The sequence below is a fragment of the Salmonella sp. SAL04162 genome (assembly GCF_046551535.1).
GTDB lineage: Bacteria > Pseudomonadota > Gammaproteobacteria > Enterobacterales > Enterobacteriaceae > Salmonella > Salmonella enterica.
The window spans coordinates 277300-291886 of the sequence record NZ_JBGDVX010000005.1; the positions used below are offsets into that span (position 1 = coordinate 277300).

The window sequence follows — 14587 nt, forward strand, 5'->3', positions numbered from 1 at the left end:
ATGGTGCAAGAAATAGAGCAATGGTTGCGTCGGCATCAGGTGTTTACTGAGCCTGCATATTTAGGGGAGACCGCCATATTACTTGGGCAGCAGTTTATATTATCGCCTTACCTGGTGATCTATCGTATTGAGGCAAAAGAAATGATTATTTGTGAGTTCAGGCGCCTGACGCCCGGGCAACCTCGACCACAGCAATTGTTTCACTTACTGGGACTTTTACGCGGGATATTTGTGCATCACCCGCAGTTAACATGTTTAAAGATGTTGATAATCACCGACGTTCTGGATGAAAAAAAAGCCATGCTACGCAGGAAATTATTGCGCATCCTGACAGTAATGGGAGCGACCTTTACACAGCTTGATGGCGATAACTGGACAGTTTTATCCGCCGAGCATCTTATCCAGCGACGTTTTTAAATGACCTTCCTGACGTAAATCATTATCACGTGAAAATAACAATCAATAGGTATGATGATGAAAGAAGATCAGAAAAATAAAATACCCGAAGACATTCTGAAACAGCTATTATCCGTTGATCCGGAAACCGTTTATGCCAGTGGTTACGCCTCATGGCAGGAGGGGGATTATTCGCGCGCCGTAATCGATTTTAGTTGGCTGGTGATGGCCCAGCCATGGAGTTGGCGTGCCCATATTGCATTGGCTGGCACCTGGATGATGCTTAAAGAATACACGACGGCCATTAATTTCTATGGACATGCCTTGATGCTGGATGCCAGCCATCCAGAACCGGTTTACCAAACGGGCGTCTGTCTCAAAATGATGGGGGAACCCGGGTTGGCGAGAGAGGCTTTTCAAACCGCAATCAAGATGAGTTATGCGGATGCCTCATGGAGTGAGATTCGCCAGAATGCGCAAATAATGGTTGATACTCTTATTGCTTAAATAACAGAACGAAATATGAAAATTCATATTCCGTCAGCGGCAAGTAATATAGTCGATGGTAATAGTCCTCCTTCCGATATACAAGCGAAGGAGGTATCGTTTCCTCCCCCTGAAATTCCAGCGCCTGGCACCCCCGCAGCCCCTGTGCTGCTTACGCCTGAACAAATAAGGCAGCAGAGGGATTATGCTATACATTTTATGCAATACACTATTCGTGCGCTGGGTGCGACAGTCGTGTTTGGGTTATCGGTTGCTGCAGCGGTAATTTCTGGCGGGGCAGGATTACCCATTGCTATTCTTGCGGGGGCGGCGCTCGTGATTGCTATTGGGGATGCTTGCTGTGCGTATCATAATTATCAATCGATATGTCAGCAAAAGGAGCCATTACAAACCGCCAGTGATAGCGTTGCTCTTGTGGTCAGTGCGCTGGCCTTAAAATGTGGGGCAAGTCTTAACTGCGCTAACACCCTTGCTAATTGTCTTTCTTTATTAATACGTTCAGGAATCGCTATTTCTATGTTGGTTTTACCCCTACAGTTTCCACTGCCCGCGGCTGAAAATATTGCGGCCTCTTTGGACATGGGGAGTGTAATTACCTCCGTTAGCCTGACGGCGATAGGTGCGGTACTGGATTATTGCCTTGCCCGCCCCTCTGGCGACGATCAGGAAAATTCTGTTGATGAACTTCATGCCGATCCCAGTGCGTTATTGGCGGAACAAATGGCAGCGCTCTGTCAATCTGCTACTGCACCTGCATTAATGGACAGTTCTGGTCATACATCTCGGGGAGAACCATGAAACCTGTTAGCCCAAATGCTCAGGTAGGAGGGCAACGTCCTGTTAACGCGCCTGAGGAATCACCTCCATGTCCCTCATTGCCACATCCGGAAACCAATATGGAGAGTGGTAGAATAGGTCCTCAACAAGGAAAAGAGCGGTTATTGGCCGGACTTGCGAAACGAGTGATAGAGTGTTTTCCAAAAGAAATTTTTAGTTGGCAAACGGTTATTTTGGGCGGACAGATTTTATGCTGTTCCGCTGGAATAGCATTAACAGTGCTAAGTGGTGGAGGCGCGCCGCTCGTAGCCCTGGCAGGGATTGGCCTTGCTATTGCCATCGCGGATGTCGCCTGTCTTATCTACCATCATAAACATCATTTGCCTATGGCTCACGACAGTATAGGCAATGCCGTTTTTTATATTGCTAATTGTTTCGCCAATCAACGCAAAAGTATGGCGATTGCTAAAGCCGTCTCCCTGGGCGGTAGATTAGCCTTAACCGCGACGGTAATGACGCATTCATACTGGAGTGGTAGTTTGGGACTACAGCCTCATTTATTAGAGCGTCTTAATGATATTACCTATGGACTAATGAGTTTTACTCGCTTCGGTATGGATGGGATGGCAATGACTGGTATGCAGGTCAGCAGCCCATTATATCGTTTGCTGGCTCAGGTAACGCCAGAACAACGTGCGCCGGAGTAATCGTTTTCAGGTATATACCGGATGTTCATTGCTTTCTAAATTTTGCTATGTTGCCAGTATCCTTACGATGTTTTTATTTTAAGGAAAAGCATTATGGATATTGCACAATTAGTGGATATGCTCTCCCACATGGCGCACCAGGCAGGCCAGGCCATTAATGACAAAATGAATGGTAATGATTTGCTCAACCCAGAATCGATGATTAAAGCGCAATTTGCCTTACAGCAGTATTCTACATTTATTAATTACGAAAGTTCACTGATCAAAATGATCAAGGATATGCTTAGTGGAATCATTGCTAAAATCTGAAGTTATTAGCGACGATGTTCGACGGTTGCTGCTGGAAATCATGTTTGCGGGCGTTAACCATAGCCTGATTTCCCAGGTACATGCGATGTTACCAGCGCTAACGGTTATTGTTCCGGATAAAAAATTACAGTTGGTATGTCTGGCATTATTGTTGGCGGGTTTAAATGAGCCGCTAAAAGCCGCGAAAATTTTATCGGATATTGATTTGCCAGAGGCTATGGCGCTGCGTCTGTTATTTCCTGCACCAAATGAGGGGTTTGAAAATTGAATATTTCTGATATGAGCATAGTGCCTGTAAGCACTCAATCTTATGTAAAGTCCTCTGCAGAACCGAGCCAGGAGCAAATTAATTTTTTTGAACAATTGCTGAAAGATGATGCATCCACCAGTAACGCCAGTGCTTTATTACCGCAGATTATGTTGACCAGACAAATGGATTATATGCAGTTAACGGTAGGCGTCGATTATCTTGCCAGAATATCAGGCGCAGCATCGCAAGCGCTTAATAAGCTGGATAGCATGACATGAAGGTTCATCGTATAGTATTTCTTACTGTCCTTACGTTCTTTCTTACGGCATGTGATGTGGATCTTTATCGCTCATTGCCAGAAGATGAGGCGAATCAAATGCTGGCATTACTTATGCAGCATCATATCGATGCGGAAAAAAAACAGGAAGAGGACGGTGTTACCTTACGTGTCGAGCAGTCGCAGTTTATTAACGCGGTTGAACTACTTAGACTTAACGGTTATCCGCATCGTCAGTTTACAACGGCGGATAAGATGTTTCCGGCTAATCAGTTAGTGGTATCACCCCAGGAAGAACAGCAGAAGATTAATTTTTTAAAAGAACAAAGAATTGAAGGAATGCTGAGTCAGATGGAGGGCGTAATTAATGCAAAAGTGACCATTGCGCTACCGACTTATGATGAGGGGAGTAACGCTTCTCCGAGCTCAGTTGCCGTATTTATAAAATATTCACCTCAGGTCAATATGGAGGCCTTTCGGGTAAAAATTAAAGATTTAATAGAAATGTCAATTCCTGGGTTGCAATACAGTAAGATTAGTATCTTGATGCAGCCTGCTGAATTCAGAATGGTACCTGATGTACCCGTGAAACAAACATTCTGGATTATGGACGTGATCAACGCCAATAAAGGGAAGGTGGAGAAGTGGTTGATGAAATACCCTTATCAGTTGATGTTATCGTTGACAGGACTGTTAATAGGAGTGGGCATCCTGATCGGCTATTTTTGCCTGAGACGCCGTTTTTGAGCCGACCTGATCCCGAGGTGTTGCAACTTTATCGTTATTTCTGGCAACCTGCTCGTTACGCTGTACCGGAATGGCTTGATAAGCTGGGTTTTCATCCTTCAAACTGCTGGCGTTATGGCGATCGGCCCGAGTTGGATCGTCTTCTTGACAGAGCGTTAAATAGACTAAGGGGAAGCTCTGTTATTCCAGCCTGTTTAAATGACAGGCAAAAACGGCAGGTTCGTCTTGCGCCGCGTATATCGGCATTTGCCTTTGGGCTGGGATTATTCAAACTCAGGTGCAGTGACTATTTTATGCTACCAGAGTATCGGCAATTGCTTCTACAGTGGTTTAGCGAGGATGAGATCTGGCAGCTATATGGTTGGTTGGGGCAAAGAGATGGCAAATTACTTCCTCCGCAAGTGATGCAACAAACTGCATTGCAGATCGGTACCGCCATTCTTAATCGGGAAGCGCATGACGATGCGGTTTTACATGCGCTATTAGTATTATTACCCCCTCCGCAGCGTATACTTTGGCCGAAGACTTCTCTTACCGAGATTATCTTCATGGAGCATTTGCTATGAGTTTCACTTCACTTCCACTGACGGAAATTAACCATAAGCTACCCGCTCGAAATATTATTGAGTCACAGTGGATAACATTACAATTAACTTTATTTGCACAAGAGCAACAAGCTAAGAGAGTTTCACATGCTATTGTGAGCTCCGCTTACCGTAAGGCTGAAAAAATCATCCGAGACGCCTATCGTTATCAGCGTGAACAGAAAGTTGAGCAGCAACAAGAACTAGCGTGGTTGCGTAAAAATACGCTGGAAAAAATGGAAGTGGAATGGCTGGAACAGCATGTAAAACATTTACAAGACGATGAAAATCAATTTCGTTCATTGGTCGATCAAGCAGAGCATCATATTAAAAATAGTATAGAACAGGTTCTGTTGGCCTGGTTCGACCAACAGTCGGTAGACAGTGTTATGTGCCATCGTCTGGCACGCCAGGCTACGGCTATGGCGGAAGAGGGAGCGCTTTATTTGCGTATTCATCCTGAAAAAGAGGCATTGATGCGTGAAACTTTTGGCAAGCGGTTTACGTTGATTATCGAGTCTGGTTTCTCTCCCGATCAGGCTGAACTTTCCTCAACACGATATGCCGTTGAATTTTCACTTTCTCGTCATTTCAACGCGTTACTGAAATGGTTACGTAATGGTGAAGATAAAGGAGGTAGCGATGAATATTAAAATTAATGAGATAAAAATGACGCCCCCTACAGCATTTACCCCTGGCCAGGTTATAGAGGAACAAGAGGTTATTTCGCCTTCAATGTTAGCTCTCCAGGAGTTACAGGAAACGACGGGGGCAGCGCTCTATGAGACGATGGAAGAAATAGGAATGGCGCTGAGTGGTAAACTGCGCGAAAGTTATAAATTCACTGATGCTGAGAAACTGGAGCGCAGACAGCAGGCTTTGCTGCGTTTGATAAAACAAATACAGGAGGATAATGGAGCAACGTTGCGTCCGCTTACCGAAGAGAATAGTGATCCTGATTTACAGAATGCGTATCAAATTATCGCTCTTGCAATGGCGCTTACTGCCGGCGGGTTGTCAAAAAAGAAAAAACGCGATTTGCAATCGCAACTGGATACGCTTACAGCGGAGGAGGGATGGGAACTTGCCGTTTTTAGTTTACTGGAACTTGGCGAAGTGGATACCGCTACGCTGTCCTCGCTGAAGCGTTTTATGCAACAGGCGATAGACAACGATGAAATGCCCTTATCGCAGTGGTTCAGACGCGTGGCAGACTGGCCGGATCGCTGTGAACGGGTCCGTATTTTGCTAAGAGCGATAGCCTTTGAACTTAGCATATGCATCGAACCCTCGGAGCAAAGTCGTTTGGCCGCAGCATTAGTACGTTTGCGTCGTTTGTTGTTATTCCTTGGCCTTGAAAAAGAGTGCCAGCGTGAGGAGTGGATTTGCCAGTTGCCGCCTAATACATTACTGCCGCTACTACTCGATATTATTTGTGAGCGCTGGCTTTTCAGTGATTGGTTGCTTGATAGACTTACCGCTATAGTTTCTTCATCGAAGATGTTCAATCGGTTACTCCAACAACTTGATGCGCAGTTTATGCTGATACCTGATAACTGTTTTAACGACGAAGATCAACGTGAACAAATTCTCGAAACGCTTCGTGAAGTAAAGGTAAATCAGGTTTTATTCTGATACCTGCCTTTCAATATTTAGGTAAATTGGCGTTCTGGCTCATCATGAGGCGGCAGGATGGATTGGGATCTCATTACTGAACGTAATATTCAGCTTTTTATTCAATTAGCAGGATTGGCTGAACGGCCTTTAGCAACCAATATGTTCTGGCGGCAAGGACAATATGAAACCTATCTAAACTATCATAACGGTCGTATTCACTTATGTCAGATACTCAAGCAAACCTTCTTAGACGAAGATCTGCTTTTTAAAGCCTTAACTCACTGGAAACCTGCTGCGTTCCAGGGTATTCCTCAACGATTATTTTTGTTGCGCGATGGGCTTGCAATGAGTTGTTCTCCTCCTCTTTCCAGCTCCGCCGAGCTCTGGTTACGATTACATCATCGACAAATAAAATTTCTGGAGTCGCAATGCGTTCATGGTTAGGTGAGGGAATCAGGGCGCAACAGTGGCTCAGTGTATGCGCGGGTCGGCAGGATATGGTTCTGGCGACGGTGTTATTAATCGCTATTGTGATGATGCTGTTACCTTTACCGACCTGGATGGTTGATATCCTGATTACTATCAACCTTATGTTTTCAGTGATCCTGCTCTTAATTGCTATTTATCTTAGTGACCCTCTCGATTTATCGGTATTTCCGTCTTTATTACTTATTACTACATTATATCGTTTGTCACTCACAATCAGCACATCACGGCTGGTACTGTTACAACATAATGCCGGTAATATTGTGGATGCTTTCGGTAAGTTTGTCGTAGGAGGAAATCTCACCGTTGGGTTGGTCGTATTTACCATCATTACTATCGTGCAGTTTATTGTCATTACAAAAGGTATCGAGAGGGTGGCGGAAGTTAGCGCACGTTTCTCGCTTGATGGGATGCCAGGCAAACAAATGAGTATCGATGGCGATTTGCGTGCCGGAGTTATCGATGCAGACCATGCCCGTACATTAAGACAGCACGTCCAGCAGGAAAGCCGCTTTCTCGGTGCGATGGACGGTGCGATGAAATTTGTTAAAGGCGATACGATTGCCGGTATTATTGTTGTTCTGGTGAACATTATCGGCGGTATTATTATCGCTATCGTACAATATGATATGTCGATGAGTGAGGCTGTTCACACTTATAGCGTACTGTCAATCGGAGATGGTTTATGTGGGCAAATTCCATCGCTGCTGATTTCCCTTAGCGCGGGAATTATTGTCACCCGTGTTCCGGGTGAGAAACGCCAGAACCTGGCGACAGAGTTGAGTTCTCAAATTGCCAGACAACCTCAGTCGCTAATATTAACCGCTGTGGTTTTAATGCTCCTCGCCTTAATTCCCGGCTTTCCTTTTATCACTCTCGCTTTCTTTTCAGCGTTGTTAGCATTGCCAATTATCCTCATTCGTCGCAAAAAGTCTGTGGTTTCCGCAAATGGCGTCGAAGCGCCGGAAAAAGATAGTATGGTTCCCGGCGCATGTCCCCTAATCTTACGTCTTACCCCGACGTTACATTCTGCCGACCTGATTCGTGATATTGACGCCATGAGATGGTTTTTATTTGAGGATACCGGCGTTCCTCTCCCTGAGGTGAATATTGAGGTTTTGCCTGAACCCACCGAAAAATTGACGGTACTGCTATATCAGGAACCCGTATTTAGTTTATCTATTCCCGCCCAGGCGGATTATTTATTGATAGGCGCGGACGCCAGTGTGGTGGGTGATAGCCAGACGTTACCGAACGGGATGGGGCAGATCTGTTGGCTTACAAAAGACATGGCCCATAAGGCGCAAGGTTTTGGACTGGACGTTTTCGCGGGCAGCCAACGTATCTCTGCCTTATTAAAATGTGTCCTGCTTCGGCATATGGGAGAGTTTATTGGTGTTCAGGAAACGCGTTATCTAATGAATGCGATGGAAAAAAACTACTCTGAGCTGGTGAAAGAACTTCAGCGCCAGTTACCCATTAATAAAATCGCTGAAACTTTGCAGCGGCTTGTATCAGAGCGGGTTTCTATTAGAGATTTACGTCTTATTTTCGGCACCTTAATTGACTGGGCACCACGTGAAAAAGATGTCCTGATGTTGACAGAATATGTCCGTATCGCGCTTCGCCGTCATATTCTGCGTCGTCTTAATCCGGAAGGAAAACCGCTGCCGATTTTGCGGATCGGCGAAGGTATTGAGAACCTCGTGCGTGAATCCATTCGCCAGACGGCAATGGGGACCTATACTGCGCTGTCGTCTCGTCATAAGACGCAGATCCTGCAACTTATCGAGCAGGCGCTGAAGCAGTCAGCCAAATTATTCATTGTCACTTCTGTCGACACCCGACGTTTCTTGCGAAAAATTACAGAAGCCACCTTGTTCGACGTACCGATTTTGTCATGGCAGGAATTAGGAGAGGAGAGCCTTATACAAGTGGTAGAAAGTATTGACCTTAGCGAAGAGGAGTTGGCGGACAATGAAGAATGAATTGATGCAACGTCTGAGGCTGAAATATCCGCCCCCTGATGGTTATTGTCGATGGGGCCGAATTCAGGATGTCAGCGCAACGTTGTTAAATGCGTGGTTGCCTGGGGTATTTATGGGCGAGTTGTGCTGTATAAAGCCTGGAGAAGAACTTGCTGAAGTCGTGGGGATTAATGGCAGCAAAGCTTTGCTATCTCCTTTTACGAGTACTATCGGACTTCACTGCGGGCAGCAAGTGACGGCCTTAAGGCGACGCCATCAGGTTCCCGTGGGCGAAGCGTTATTAGGGCGAGTCATTGATGGCTTTGGTCGTCCCCTTGATGGCCGCGAACTGCCCGACGTCTGCTGGAAAGACTATGATGCAATGCCTCCTCCCGCAATGGTTCGACAGCCTATCACTCAACCATTAATGACGGGGATTCGCGCTATTGATAGCGTTGCGACCTGTGGCGAAGGGCAACGAGTGGGTATTTTTTCTGCTCCTGGCGTGGGGAAAAGCACGCTTCTGGCGATGCTGTGTAATGCTCCAGACGCAGACAGTAATGTTCTGGTGTTAATTGGTGAGCGTGGACGAGAAGTCCGCGAATTCATCGATTTTACACTGTCTGAAGAGACCCGAAAACGTTGTGTCATTGTTGTCGCAACTTCTGACAGACCCGCCTTAGAGCGCGTGAGGGCGCTGTTTGTGGCCACCACGATAGCAGAATTTTTTCGCGATAATGGAAAGCGAGTCGTCTTGCTTGCCGACTCACTGACGCGTTATGCCAGGGCCGCGCGGGAAATCGCTCTGGCCGCCGGAGAGACCGCAGTTTCTGGAGAATATCCGCCAGGCGTATTTAGTGCATTGCCACGACTTTTAGAACGTACAGGAATGGGAGAAAAAGGCAGTATTACCGCATTTTATACGGTACTGGTGGAAGGCGATGATATGAATGAGCCGTTGGCGGATGAAGTCCGTTCACTGCTTGACGGACATATTGTGCTATCCCGACGGCTTGCAGAGAGGGGGCATTATCCTGCCATTGACGTGTTGGCAACGCTCAGCCGCGTTTTTCCAGTCGTTACCAGCCATGAGCATCGTCAACTGGCGGCGATATTGCGACGGTGCCTGGCGCTTTACCAGGAGGTTGAACTGTTAATACGCATTGGGGAATACCAGCGAGGAGTTGATACAGATACTGACAAAGCCATTGATACCTATCCGGATATTTGCACATTTTTGCGACAAAGTAAGGATGAAGTATGCGGACCCGAGCTACTCATAGAAAAATTACACCAAATACTCACCGAGTGATCATGGAAACTTTGCTGGAGATAATCGCGCGGCGTGAAAAGCAATTACGCGGCAAACTTACCGTACTTGATCAGCAGCAACAGGCGATTATTACTGAACAGCAGATTTGCCAGACGCGCGCTTTAGCAGTGACTACCAGACTGAAAGAATTAATGGGCTGGCAAGGTACGTTATCTTGTCATTTATTGTTGGATAAGAAACAACAAATGGCCGGGCTATTCACTCAGGCGCAGAGCTTTTTGACGCAACGGCAGCAGTTAGAAAATCAGTATCAGCAGCTTGTCTCCCGGCGAAGCGAATTACAGAAGAATTTTAATGCGCTTATGAAAAAGAAAGAAAAAATTACTATGGTATTAAGCGATGCGTATTACCAAAGTTGAAGGAAGTCTAGGGTTGCCATGCCAGTCTTATCAGGATGATAACGAGGCGGAGGCGGAACGTATGGACTTTGAACAACTCATGCACCAGGCATTACCCATTGGTGAGAATAATCCTCCTGCAGCATTGAATAAGAACGTGGTTTTCACGCAACGTTATCGTGTTAGTGGCGGTTATCTTGACGGTGTAGAGTGTGAAGTATGTGAATCAGGGGGGCTAATCCAGTTAAGAATCAATGTCCCTCATCATGAAATTTACCGTTCGATGAAAGCGCTAAAGCAGTGGCTGGAGTCTCAGTTACTGCATATGGGGTATATAATTTCCCTGGAGATATTCTATGTTAAGAATAGCGAATGAAGAGCGTCCGTGGGTGGAGATGCTTCCAACGCAAGGCGCTACCATTGGTGAGCTGACATTGAGTATGCAACAATATCCAGTACAGCAAGGGACATTATTTACCATAAATTATCATAATGAGCTGGGTAGGGTGTGGATTGCAGAACAATGCTGGCAGCGCTGGTGTGAAGGGTTAATTGGCACCGCTAATCGATCGGCTATCGATCCTGAATTGCTATATGGAATAGCTGGATGGGGGCTGGCGCCGTTATTGCAAGCCAGTGATGCTACCCTCTGTCAGAACGAACCGCCAACATCCTGCAGTAATCTACCACATCAGCTAGCGTTGCATATTAAATGGATAGTTGAAGAACATGAGTTCCATAGCATTATTTTTACATGGCCAACGGGTTTTTTGCGCAATATAGTCGGAGAGCTTTCTGCTGAGCGTCAACAGATTTATCCTGCTCCTCCTATTGTAGTCCCTGTATATTCAGGCTGGTGCCAGCTTACATTAATTGAACTTGAGTCTATCGAAATCGGCATGGGCGTTCGGATTCATTGCTTTGGCGACATCAGACTCGGTTTTTTTGCTATTCAACTACCAGGGGGGATCTACGCAAGGGTATTGCTGACAGAGGATAACACGATGAAATTTGACGAATTAGTCCAGGATATCGAAACGCTACTTGCGTCAGGGAGCCCAATGTCAAAGAGTGACGGAACGTCTTCAGTCGAACTTGAGCAGATACCACAACAGGTGCTCTTTGAGATCGGACGTGCGAGTCTGGAAATTGGACAATTACGGCAACTTAAAACGGGGGACGTTTTGCCTGTAGGTGGATGTTTTGCGCCAGAGGTGACGATAAGAGTAAATGACCGTATTATTGGGCAAGGTGAGTTGATTGCCTGTGGCAATGAATTTATGGTGCGTATTACACGTTGGTATCTTTGCAAAAATACAGCGTAAACCTGATAAGAAAAATAATATGCGAACAATATAATAGCGTTCCAGGTCGTGTCATGAGAGATACAGTATGTCTTTACCCGATTCGCCTTTGCAACTGATTGGTATATTGTTTCTGCTTTCAATACTGCCTCTCATTATCGTCATGGGAACCTCTTTCCTTAAACTGGCGGTGGTATTTTCGATTTTACGAAATGCTCTGGGTATTCAACAAGTTCCCCCAAATATCGCACTGTATGGCCTCGCGCTTGTACTTTCCTTATTCATTATGGGGCCGACGCTATTAGCTGTAAAAGAGCGCTGGCATCCGGTTCAGGTCGCTGGCGCTCCTTTCTGGACGTCGGAGTGGGACAGTAAAGCATTAGCGCCTTATCGACAGTTTTTGCAAAAAAACTCTGAAGAAAAGGAAGCCAATTATTTTCGGAATTTGATAAAACGAACCTGGCCTGAAGACATAAAAAGAAAGATAAAACCTGATTCTTTGCTCATATTAATTCCGGCATTTACGGTGAGTCAGTTAACGCAGGCGTTTCGGATTGGATTACTTATTTATCTTCCCTTTCTGGCTATTGACCTGCTTATTTCAAATATACTGCTGGCTATGGGGATGATGATGGTGTCGCCGATGACCATTTCATTGCCGTTTAAGCTGCTAATATTTTTACTGGCAGGCGGTTGGGATCTGACACTGGCGCAATTGGTACAGAGCTTTTCATGAATGATTCTGAATTGACGCAATTTGTAACGCAACTTTTATGGATCGTCCTGTTTACGTCTATGCCGGTGGTGTTGGTGGCATCGGTAGTTGGTGTCATCGTAAGCCTTGTTCAGGCCTTGACTCAAATACAGGACCAAACGCTACAGTTCATGATTAAATTATTGGCAATTGCAATAACCTTAATGGTCAGCTACCCATGGCTTAGCGGTATCCTGTTGAATTATACCCGGCAGATAATGTTACGAATTGGAGAGCATGGTTGAATGGCACAACAGGTAAATGAATGGCTTATTGCATTGGCTGTGGCTTTTATTCGACCATTGAGCCTCTCTTTATTACTTCCCCTATTAAAAAGTGGCAGTTTAGGGTCCGCGCTTTTACGTAATGGCGTGCTTATGTCACTTACCTTTCCCATCTTACCAATCATTTACCAGCAGAAGATTATGATGCATATTGGTAAAGATTACAGTTGGTTAGGGTTAGTCACCGGAGAGGTGATTATTGGTTTTTTAATTGGGTTTTGTGCGGCGGTTCCCTTTTGGGCCGTTGATATGGCGGGGTTTCTGCTTGATACTTTACGTGGCGCGACAATGGGTACGATATTCAATTCTACAATGGAAGCTGAAACCTCACTTTTTGGCTTGCTTTTCAGCCAGTTTTTGTGTGTTATTTTCTTTATAAGCGGCGGCATGGAGTTTATATTAAACATTCTGTATGAGTCATACCAATATTTACCACCGGGGCGTACTTTATTATTTGATCGGCAATTTTTAAAATATATCCAGGCAGAGTGGAGAACACTTTATCAATTATGCGTCAGTTTTTCTGTTCCTGCCATAATATGTATGGTATTAGCCGATCTGGCTTTAGGTCTTTTAAATCGGTCGGCACAACAATTGAATGTATTTTTCTTCTCAATGCCGCTCAAAAGTATATTAGTTTTACTAACGCTCCTGATCTCATTCCCTTATGCTCTTCATCACTATTTGGTTGAAAGCGATAAATTTTATATTTATCTGAAAGACTGGTTCCCATCTGTATGAGCGAGAAAACAGAACAGCCTACAGAAAAGAAATTACGTGATGGCCGTAAGGAAGGGCAGGTCGTCAAAAGTATTGAAATAACATCATTATTTCAGCTGATTGCGCTTTATTTGTATTTTCATTTCTTTACTGAAAAGATGATTTTGATACTGATTGCGTCAATAACTTTCACATTACAATTAGTAAATAAGCCATTTTCTTATGCATTAACGCAATTGACTCATGCTTTGATAGAGTCATTGACTTCTGCACTGCTGTTTCTGGGCGCAGGGGTAATAGTTGCTACTGTGGGTAGCGTGTTTCTTCAGGTGGGGGTGGTTATTGCCAGCAAGGCCATTGGTTTTAAAAGCGAGCATATAAATCCGGTAAGTAATTTTAAGCAGATATTCTCTTTACATAGCGTAGTGGAATTATGTAAATCCAGCCTAAAAGTTATCATGCTATCTCTTATCTTTGCCTTTTTCTTTTATTATTATGCCAGTACTTTTCGGGCACTACCGTACTGTGGGTTAGCCTGTGGCCTGCTTGTAGTTTCTTCTTTAATAAAATGGTTATGGGTAGGGGTGATGGCTTTTTATATCGTCGTTGGCATACTGGACTATTCTTTTCAATATTATAAGATTAGAAAAGATCTAAAAATGAGTAAAGATGACGTAAAACAGGAGCATAAAGATCTGGAGGGAGACCCTCAAATGAAGACACGGCGTCGGGAAATGCAGAGTGAAATACAAAGTGGGAGTTTAGCTCAATCTGTTAAACAATCTGTTGCGGTAGTGCGTAATCCAACGCATATTGCGGTTTGTCTTGGCTATCATCCCACCGATATGCCAATACCACGCGTTCTGGAAAAAGGTAGTGATGCTCAAGCTAACTATATTGTTAACATCGCTGAACGCAACTGCATCCCCGTTGTTGAAAATGTTGAGCTGGCCCGCTCATTATTTTTTGAAGTGGAACGTGGAGATAAAATTCCTGAAACGTTATTTGAACCCGTTGCAGCCTTGTTACGTATGGTGATGAAGATAGATTATGCGCATTCTACCGAAACACCATAAATGCCTTTGGTATGCTTCTTCAGGCCACTGCGAAGGTTAAGAGGGTAATAGCGTATAGAGCAGCGCGTTGATTTGTTTGACGATAAAGATGAGAGACTGAAAATAATCGCTTTTAGCCTGACACAAGCACCAGATAGCGTATTATAAAATTAAA

Annotated in this window: 21 protein-coding genes; all 21 read left to right on the plus strand. The window is 44.9% G+C overall.

The features are described 5' to 3' along the window. The 21 genes from sseE (at position 1) to ssaU (ending at position 14433) form a co-directional block, all read left to right on the plus strand. A complete protein-coding gene (sseE, locus tag ACLJRH_RS12520; protein WP_000249606.1) occupies positions 1–417 on the plus strand; it encodes an LcrR family type III secretion system chaperone SseE in 417 nt (138 codons plus the stop codon). Between the two features lie 51 nt (positions 418–468). After that, on the plus strand, positions 469–903 hold the full coding sequence (sscB, locus tag ACLJRH_RS12525) for a SycD/LcrH family type III secretion system chaperone SscB (RefSeq protein ID WP_000979963.1): 435 nt from the start codon (positions 469–471) through the stop codon (positions 901–903). A 15-nt stretch (positions 904–918) separates the two neighbouring features. Beyond that, positions 919–1701, plus strand: a complete 783-nt coding sequence (gene sseF, locus ACLJRH_RS12530) for a type III secretion systems effector SseF (protein WP_000690717.1) — start codon at positions 919–921, stop codon at positions 1699–1701. Beyond that, positions 1698–2387 carry a pathogenicity island 2 effector protein SseG gene (sseG, locus tag ACLJRH_RS12535; protein ID WP_000805846.1) on the plus strand — a complete coding sequence of 230 codons (690 nt, stop codon included), beginning with the start codon at positions 1698–1700 and terminating at the stop codon, positions 2385–2387. The genes sseF and sseG overlap by 4 nt, the downstream gene beginning before the upstream one ends. A gap of 93 nt (positions 2388–2480) precedes the next feature. After that, the gene (gene ssaG / locus ACLJRH_RS12540) at positions 2481–2696 is read left to right on the plus strand and encodes a type III secretion system needle filament protein SsaG (protein ID WP_000350226.1); all 216 of its coding nucleotides are present in this window, start codon (positions 2481–2483) and stop codon (positions 2694–2696) included. Beyond that, entirely contained in the window at positions 2674–2964 is a 291-nt protein-coding gene (locus ACLJRH_RS12545; RefSeq protein ID WP_000444713.1) for an EscG/YscG/SsaH family type III secretion system needle protein co-chaperone, read from the plus strand. Before ssaG ends, ACLJRH_RS12545 begins: the two co-directional genes overlap by 23 nt. Positions 2965–2975: 11 nt before the next feature. After that, positions 2976–3224 (plus strand): SctI family type III secretion system inner rod subunit SsaI, encoded by a 249-nt coding sequence (ssaI, locus tag ACLJRH_RS12550; RefSeq protein WP_023136727.1) that lies wholly within the window; start codon positions 2976–2978, stop codon positions 3222–3224. After that, on the plus strand, positions 3221–3970 hold the full coding sequence (gene ssaJ / locus ACLJRH_RS12555; RefSeq protein ID WP_000862881.1) for an SPI-2 type III secretion system apparatus lipoprotein SsaJ: 750 nt from the start codon (positions 3221–3223) through the stop codon (positions 3968–3970). The genes ssaI and ssaJ overlap by 4 nt, the downstream gene beginning before the upstream one ends. A 17-nt stretch (positions 3971–3987) precedes the next feature. Continuing rightward, positions 3988–4536, plus strand: coding sequence for a type III secretion system domain-containing protein (locus tag ACLJRH_RS12560; RefSeq protein ID WP_001531605.1), 549 nt, complete (start codon positions 3988–3990; stop codon positions 4534–4536). After that, a complete protein-coding gene (ssaK, locus tag ACLJRH_RS12565) occupies positions 4533–5207 on the plus strand; it encodes an SPI-2 type III secretion system apparatus protein SsaK (protein WP_000011206.1) in 675 nt (224 codons plus the stop codon). Before ACLJRH_RS12560 ends, ssaK begins: the two co-directional genes overlap by 4 nt. Then, positions 5173–6189, plus strand: a complete 1017-nt coding sequence (gene ssaL / locus ACLJRH_RS12570; RefSeq protein WP_000238886.1) for an SPI-2 type III secretion system apparatus protein SsaL — start codon at positions 5173–5175, stop codon at positions 6187–6189. Before ssaK ends, ssaL begins: the two co-directional genes overlap by 35 nt. A 57-nt stretch (positions 6190–6246) precedes the next feature. Next, the gene (gene ssaM, locus ACLJRH_RS12575; protein ID WP_000383700.1) at positions 6247–6615 is read left to right on the plus strand and encodes an SPI-2 type III secretion system apparatus protein SsaM; all 369 of its coding nucleotides are present in this window, start codon (positions 6247–6249) and stop codon (positions 6613–6615) included. Then, a complete protein-coding gene (gene ssaV / locus ACLJRH_RS12580) occupies positions 6600–8645 on the plus strand; it encodes an SPI-2 type III secretion system apparatus protein SsaV (RefSeq protein ID WP_001258221.1) in 2046 nt (681 codons plus the stop codon). Before ssaM ends, ssaV begins: the two co-directional genes overlap by 16 nt. Next, on the plus strand, positions 8635–9936 hold the full coding sequence (ssaN, locus tag ACLJRH_RS12585) for a SctN family type III secretion system ATPase SsaN (RefSeq protein ID WP_000787223.1): 1302 nt from the start codon (positions 8635–8637) through the stop codon (positions 9934–9936). Before ssaV ends, ssaN begins: the two co-directional genes overlap by 11 nt. Before the next feature lie 2 nt (positions 9937–9938). Continuing rightward, a complete protein-coding gene (ssaO, locus tag ACLJRH_RS12590; protein ID WP_000449092.1) occupies positions 9939–10316 on the plus strand; it encodes an SPI-2 type III secretion system apparatus protein SsaO in 378 nt (125 codons plus the stop codon). Next, entirely contained in the window at positions 10297–10671 is a 375-nt protein-coding gene (gene ssaP / locus ACLJRH_RS12595; protein WP_001223304.1) for an SPI-2 type III secretion system apparatus protein SsaP, read from the plus strand. The genes ssaO and ssaP overlap by 20 nt, the downstream gene beginning before the upstream one ends. Then, positions 10652–11620: an SPI-2 type III secretion system cytoplasmic ring protein SsaQ gene (gene ssaQ / locus ACLJRH_RS12600; protein WP_023136728.1), complete on the plus strand. Its 969-nt coding sequence runs from the start codon at positions 10652–10654 to the stop codon at positions 11618–11620. Before ssaP ends, ssaQ begins: the two co-directional genes overlap by 20 nt. 67 nt (positions 11621–11687) lie before the next feature. Next, positions 11688–12335, plus strand: a complete 648-nt coding sequence (ssaR, locus tag ACLJRH_RS12605; protein WP_000056367.1) for an SPI-2 type III secretion system export apparatus protein SsaR — start codon at positions 11688–11690, stop codon at positions 12333–12335. Further along, entirely contained in the window at positions 12332–12598 is a 267-nt protein-coding gene (gene ssas / locus ACLJRH_RS12610; RefSeq protein ID WP_000999982.1) for an SPI-2 type III secretion system apparatus protein SsaS, read from the plus strand. Before ssaR ends, ssas begins: the two co-directional genes overlap by 4 nt. Then, positions 12599–13378 carry an SPI-2 type III secretion system apparatus protein SsaT gene (gene ssaT, locus ACLJRH_RS12615; RefSeq protein ID WP_023136729.1) on the plus strand — a complete coding sequence of 260 codons (780 nt, stop codon included), beginning with the start codon at positions 12599–12601 and terminating at the stop codon, positions 13376–13378. Then, entirely contained in the window at positions 13375–14433 is a 1059-nt protein-coding gene (ssaU, locus tag ACLJRH_RS12620; RefSeq protein ID WP_001291707.1) for an SPI-2 type III secretion system apparatus protein SsaU, read from the plus strand. Before ssaT ends, ssaU begins: the two co-directional genes overlap by 4 nt. The last annotated feature ends 154 nt before the right edge of the window (positions 14434–14587 follow it).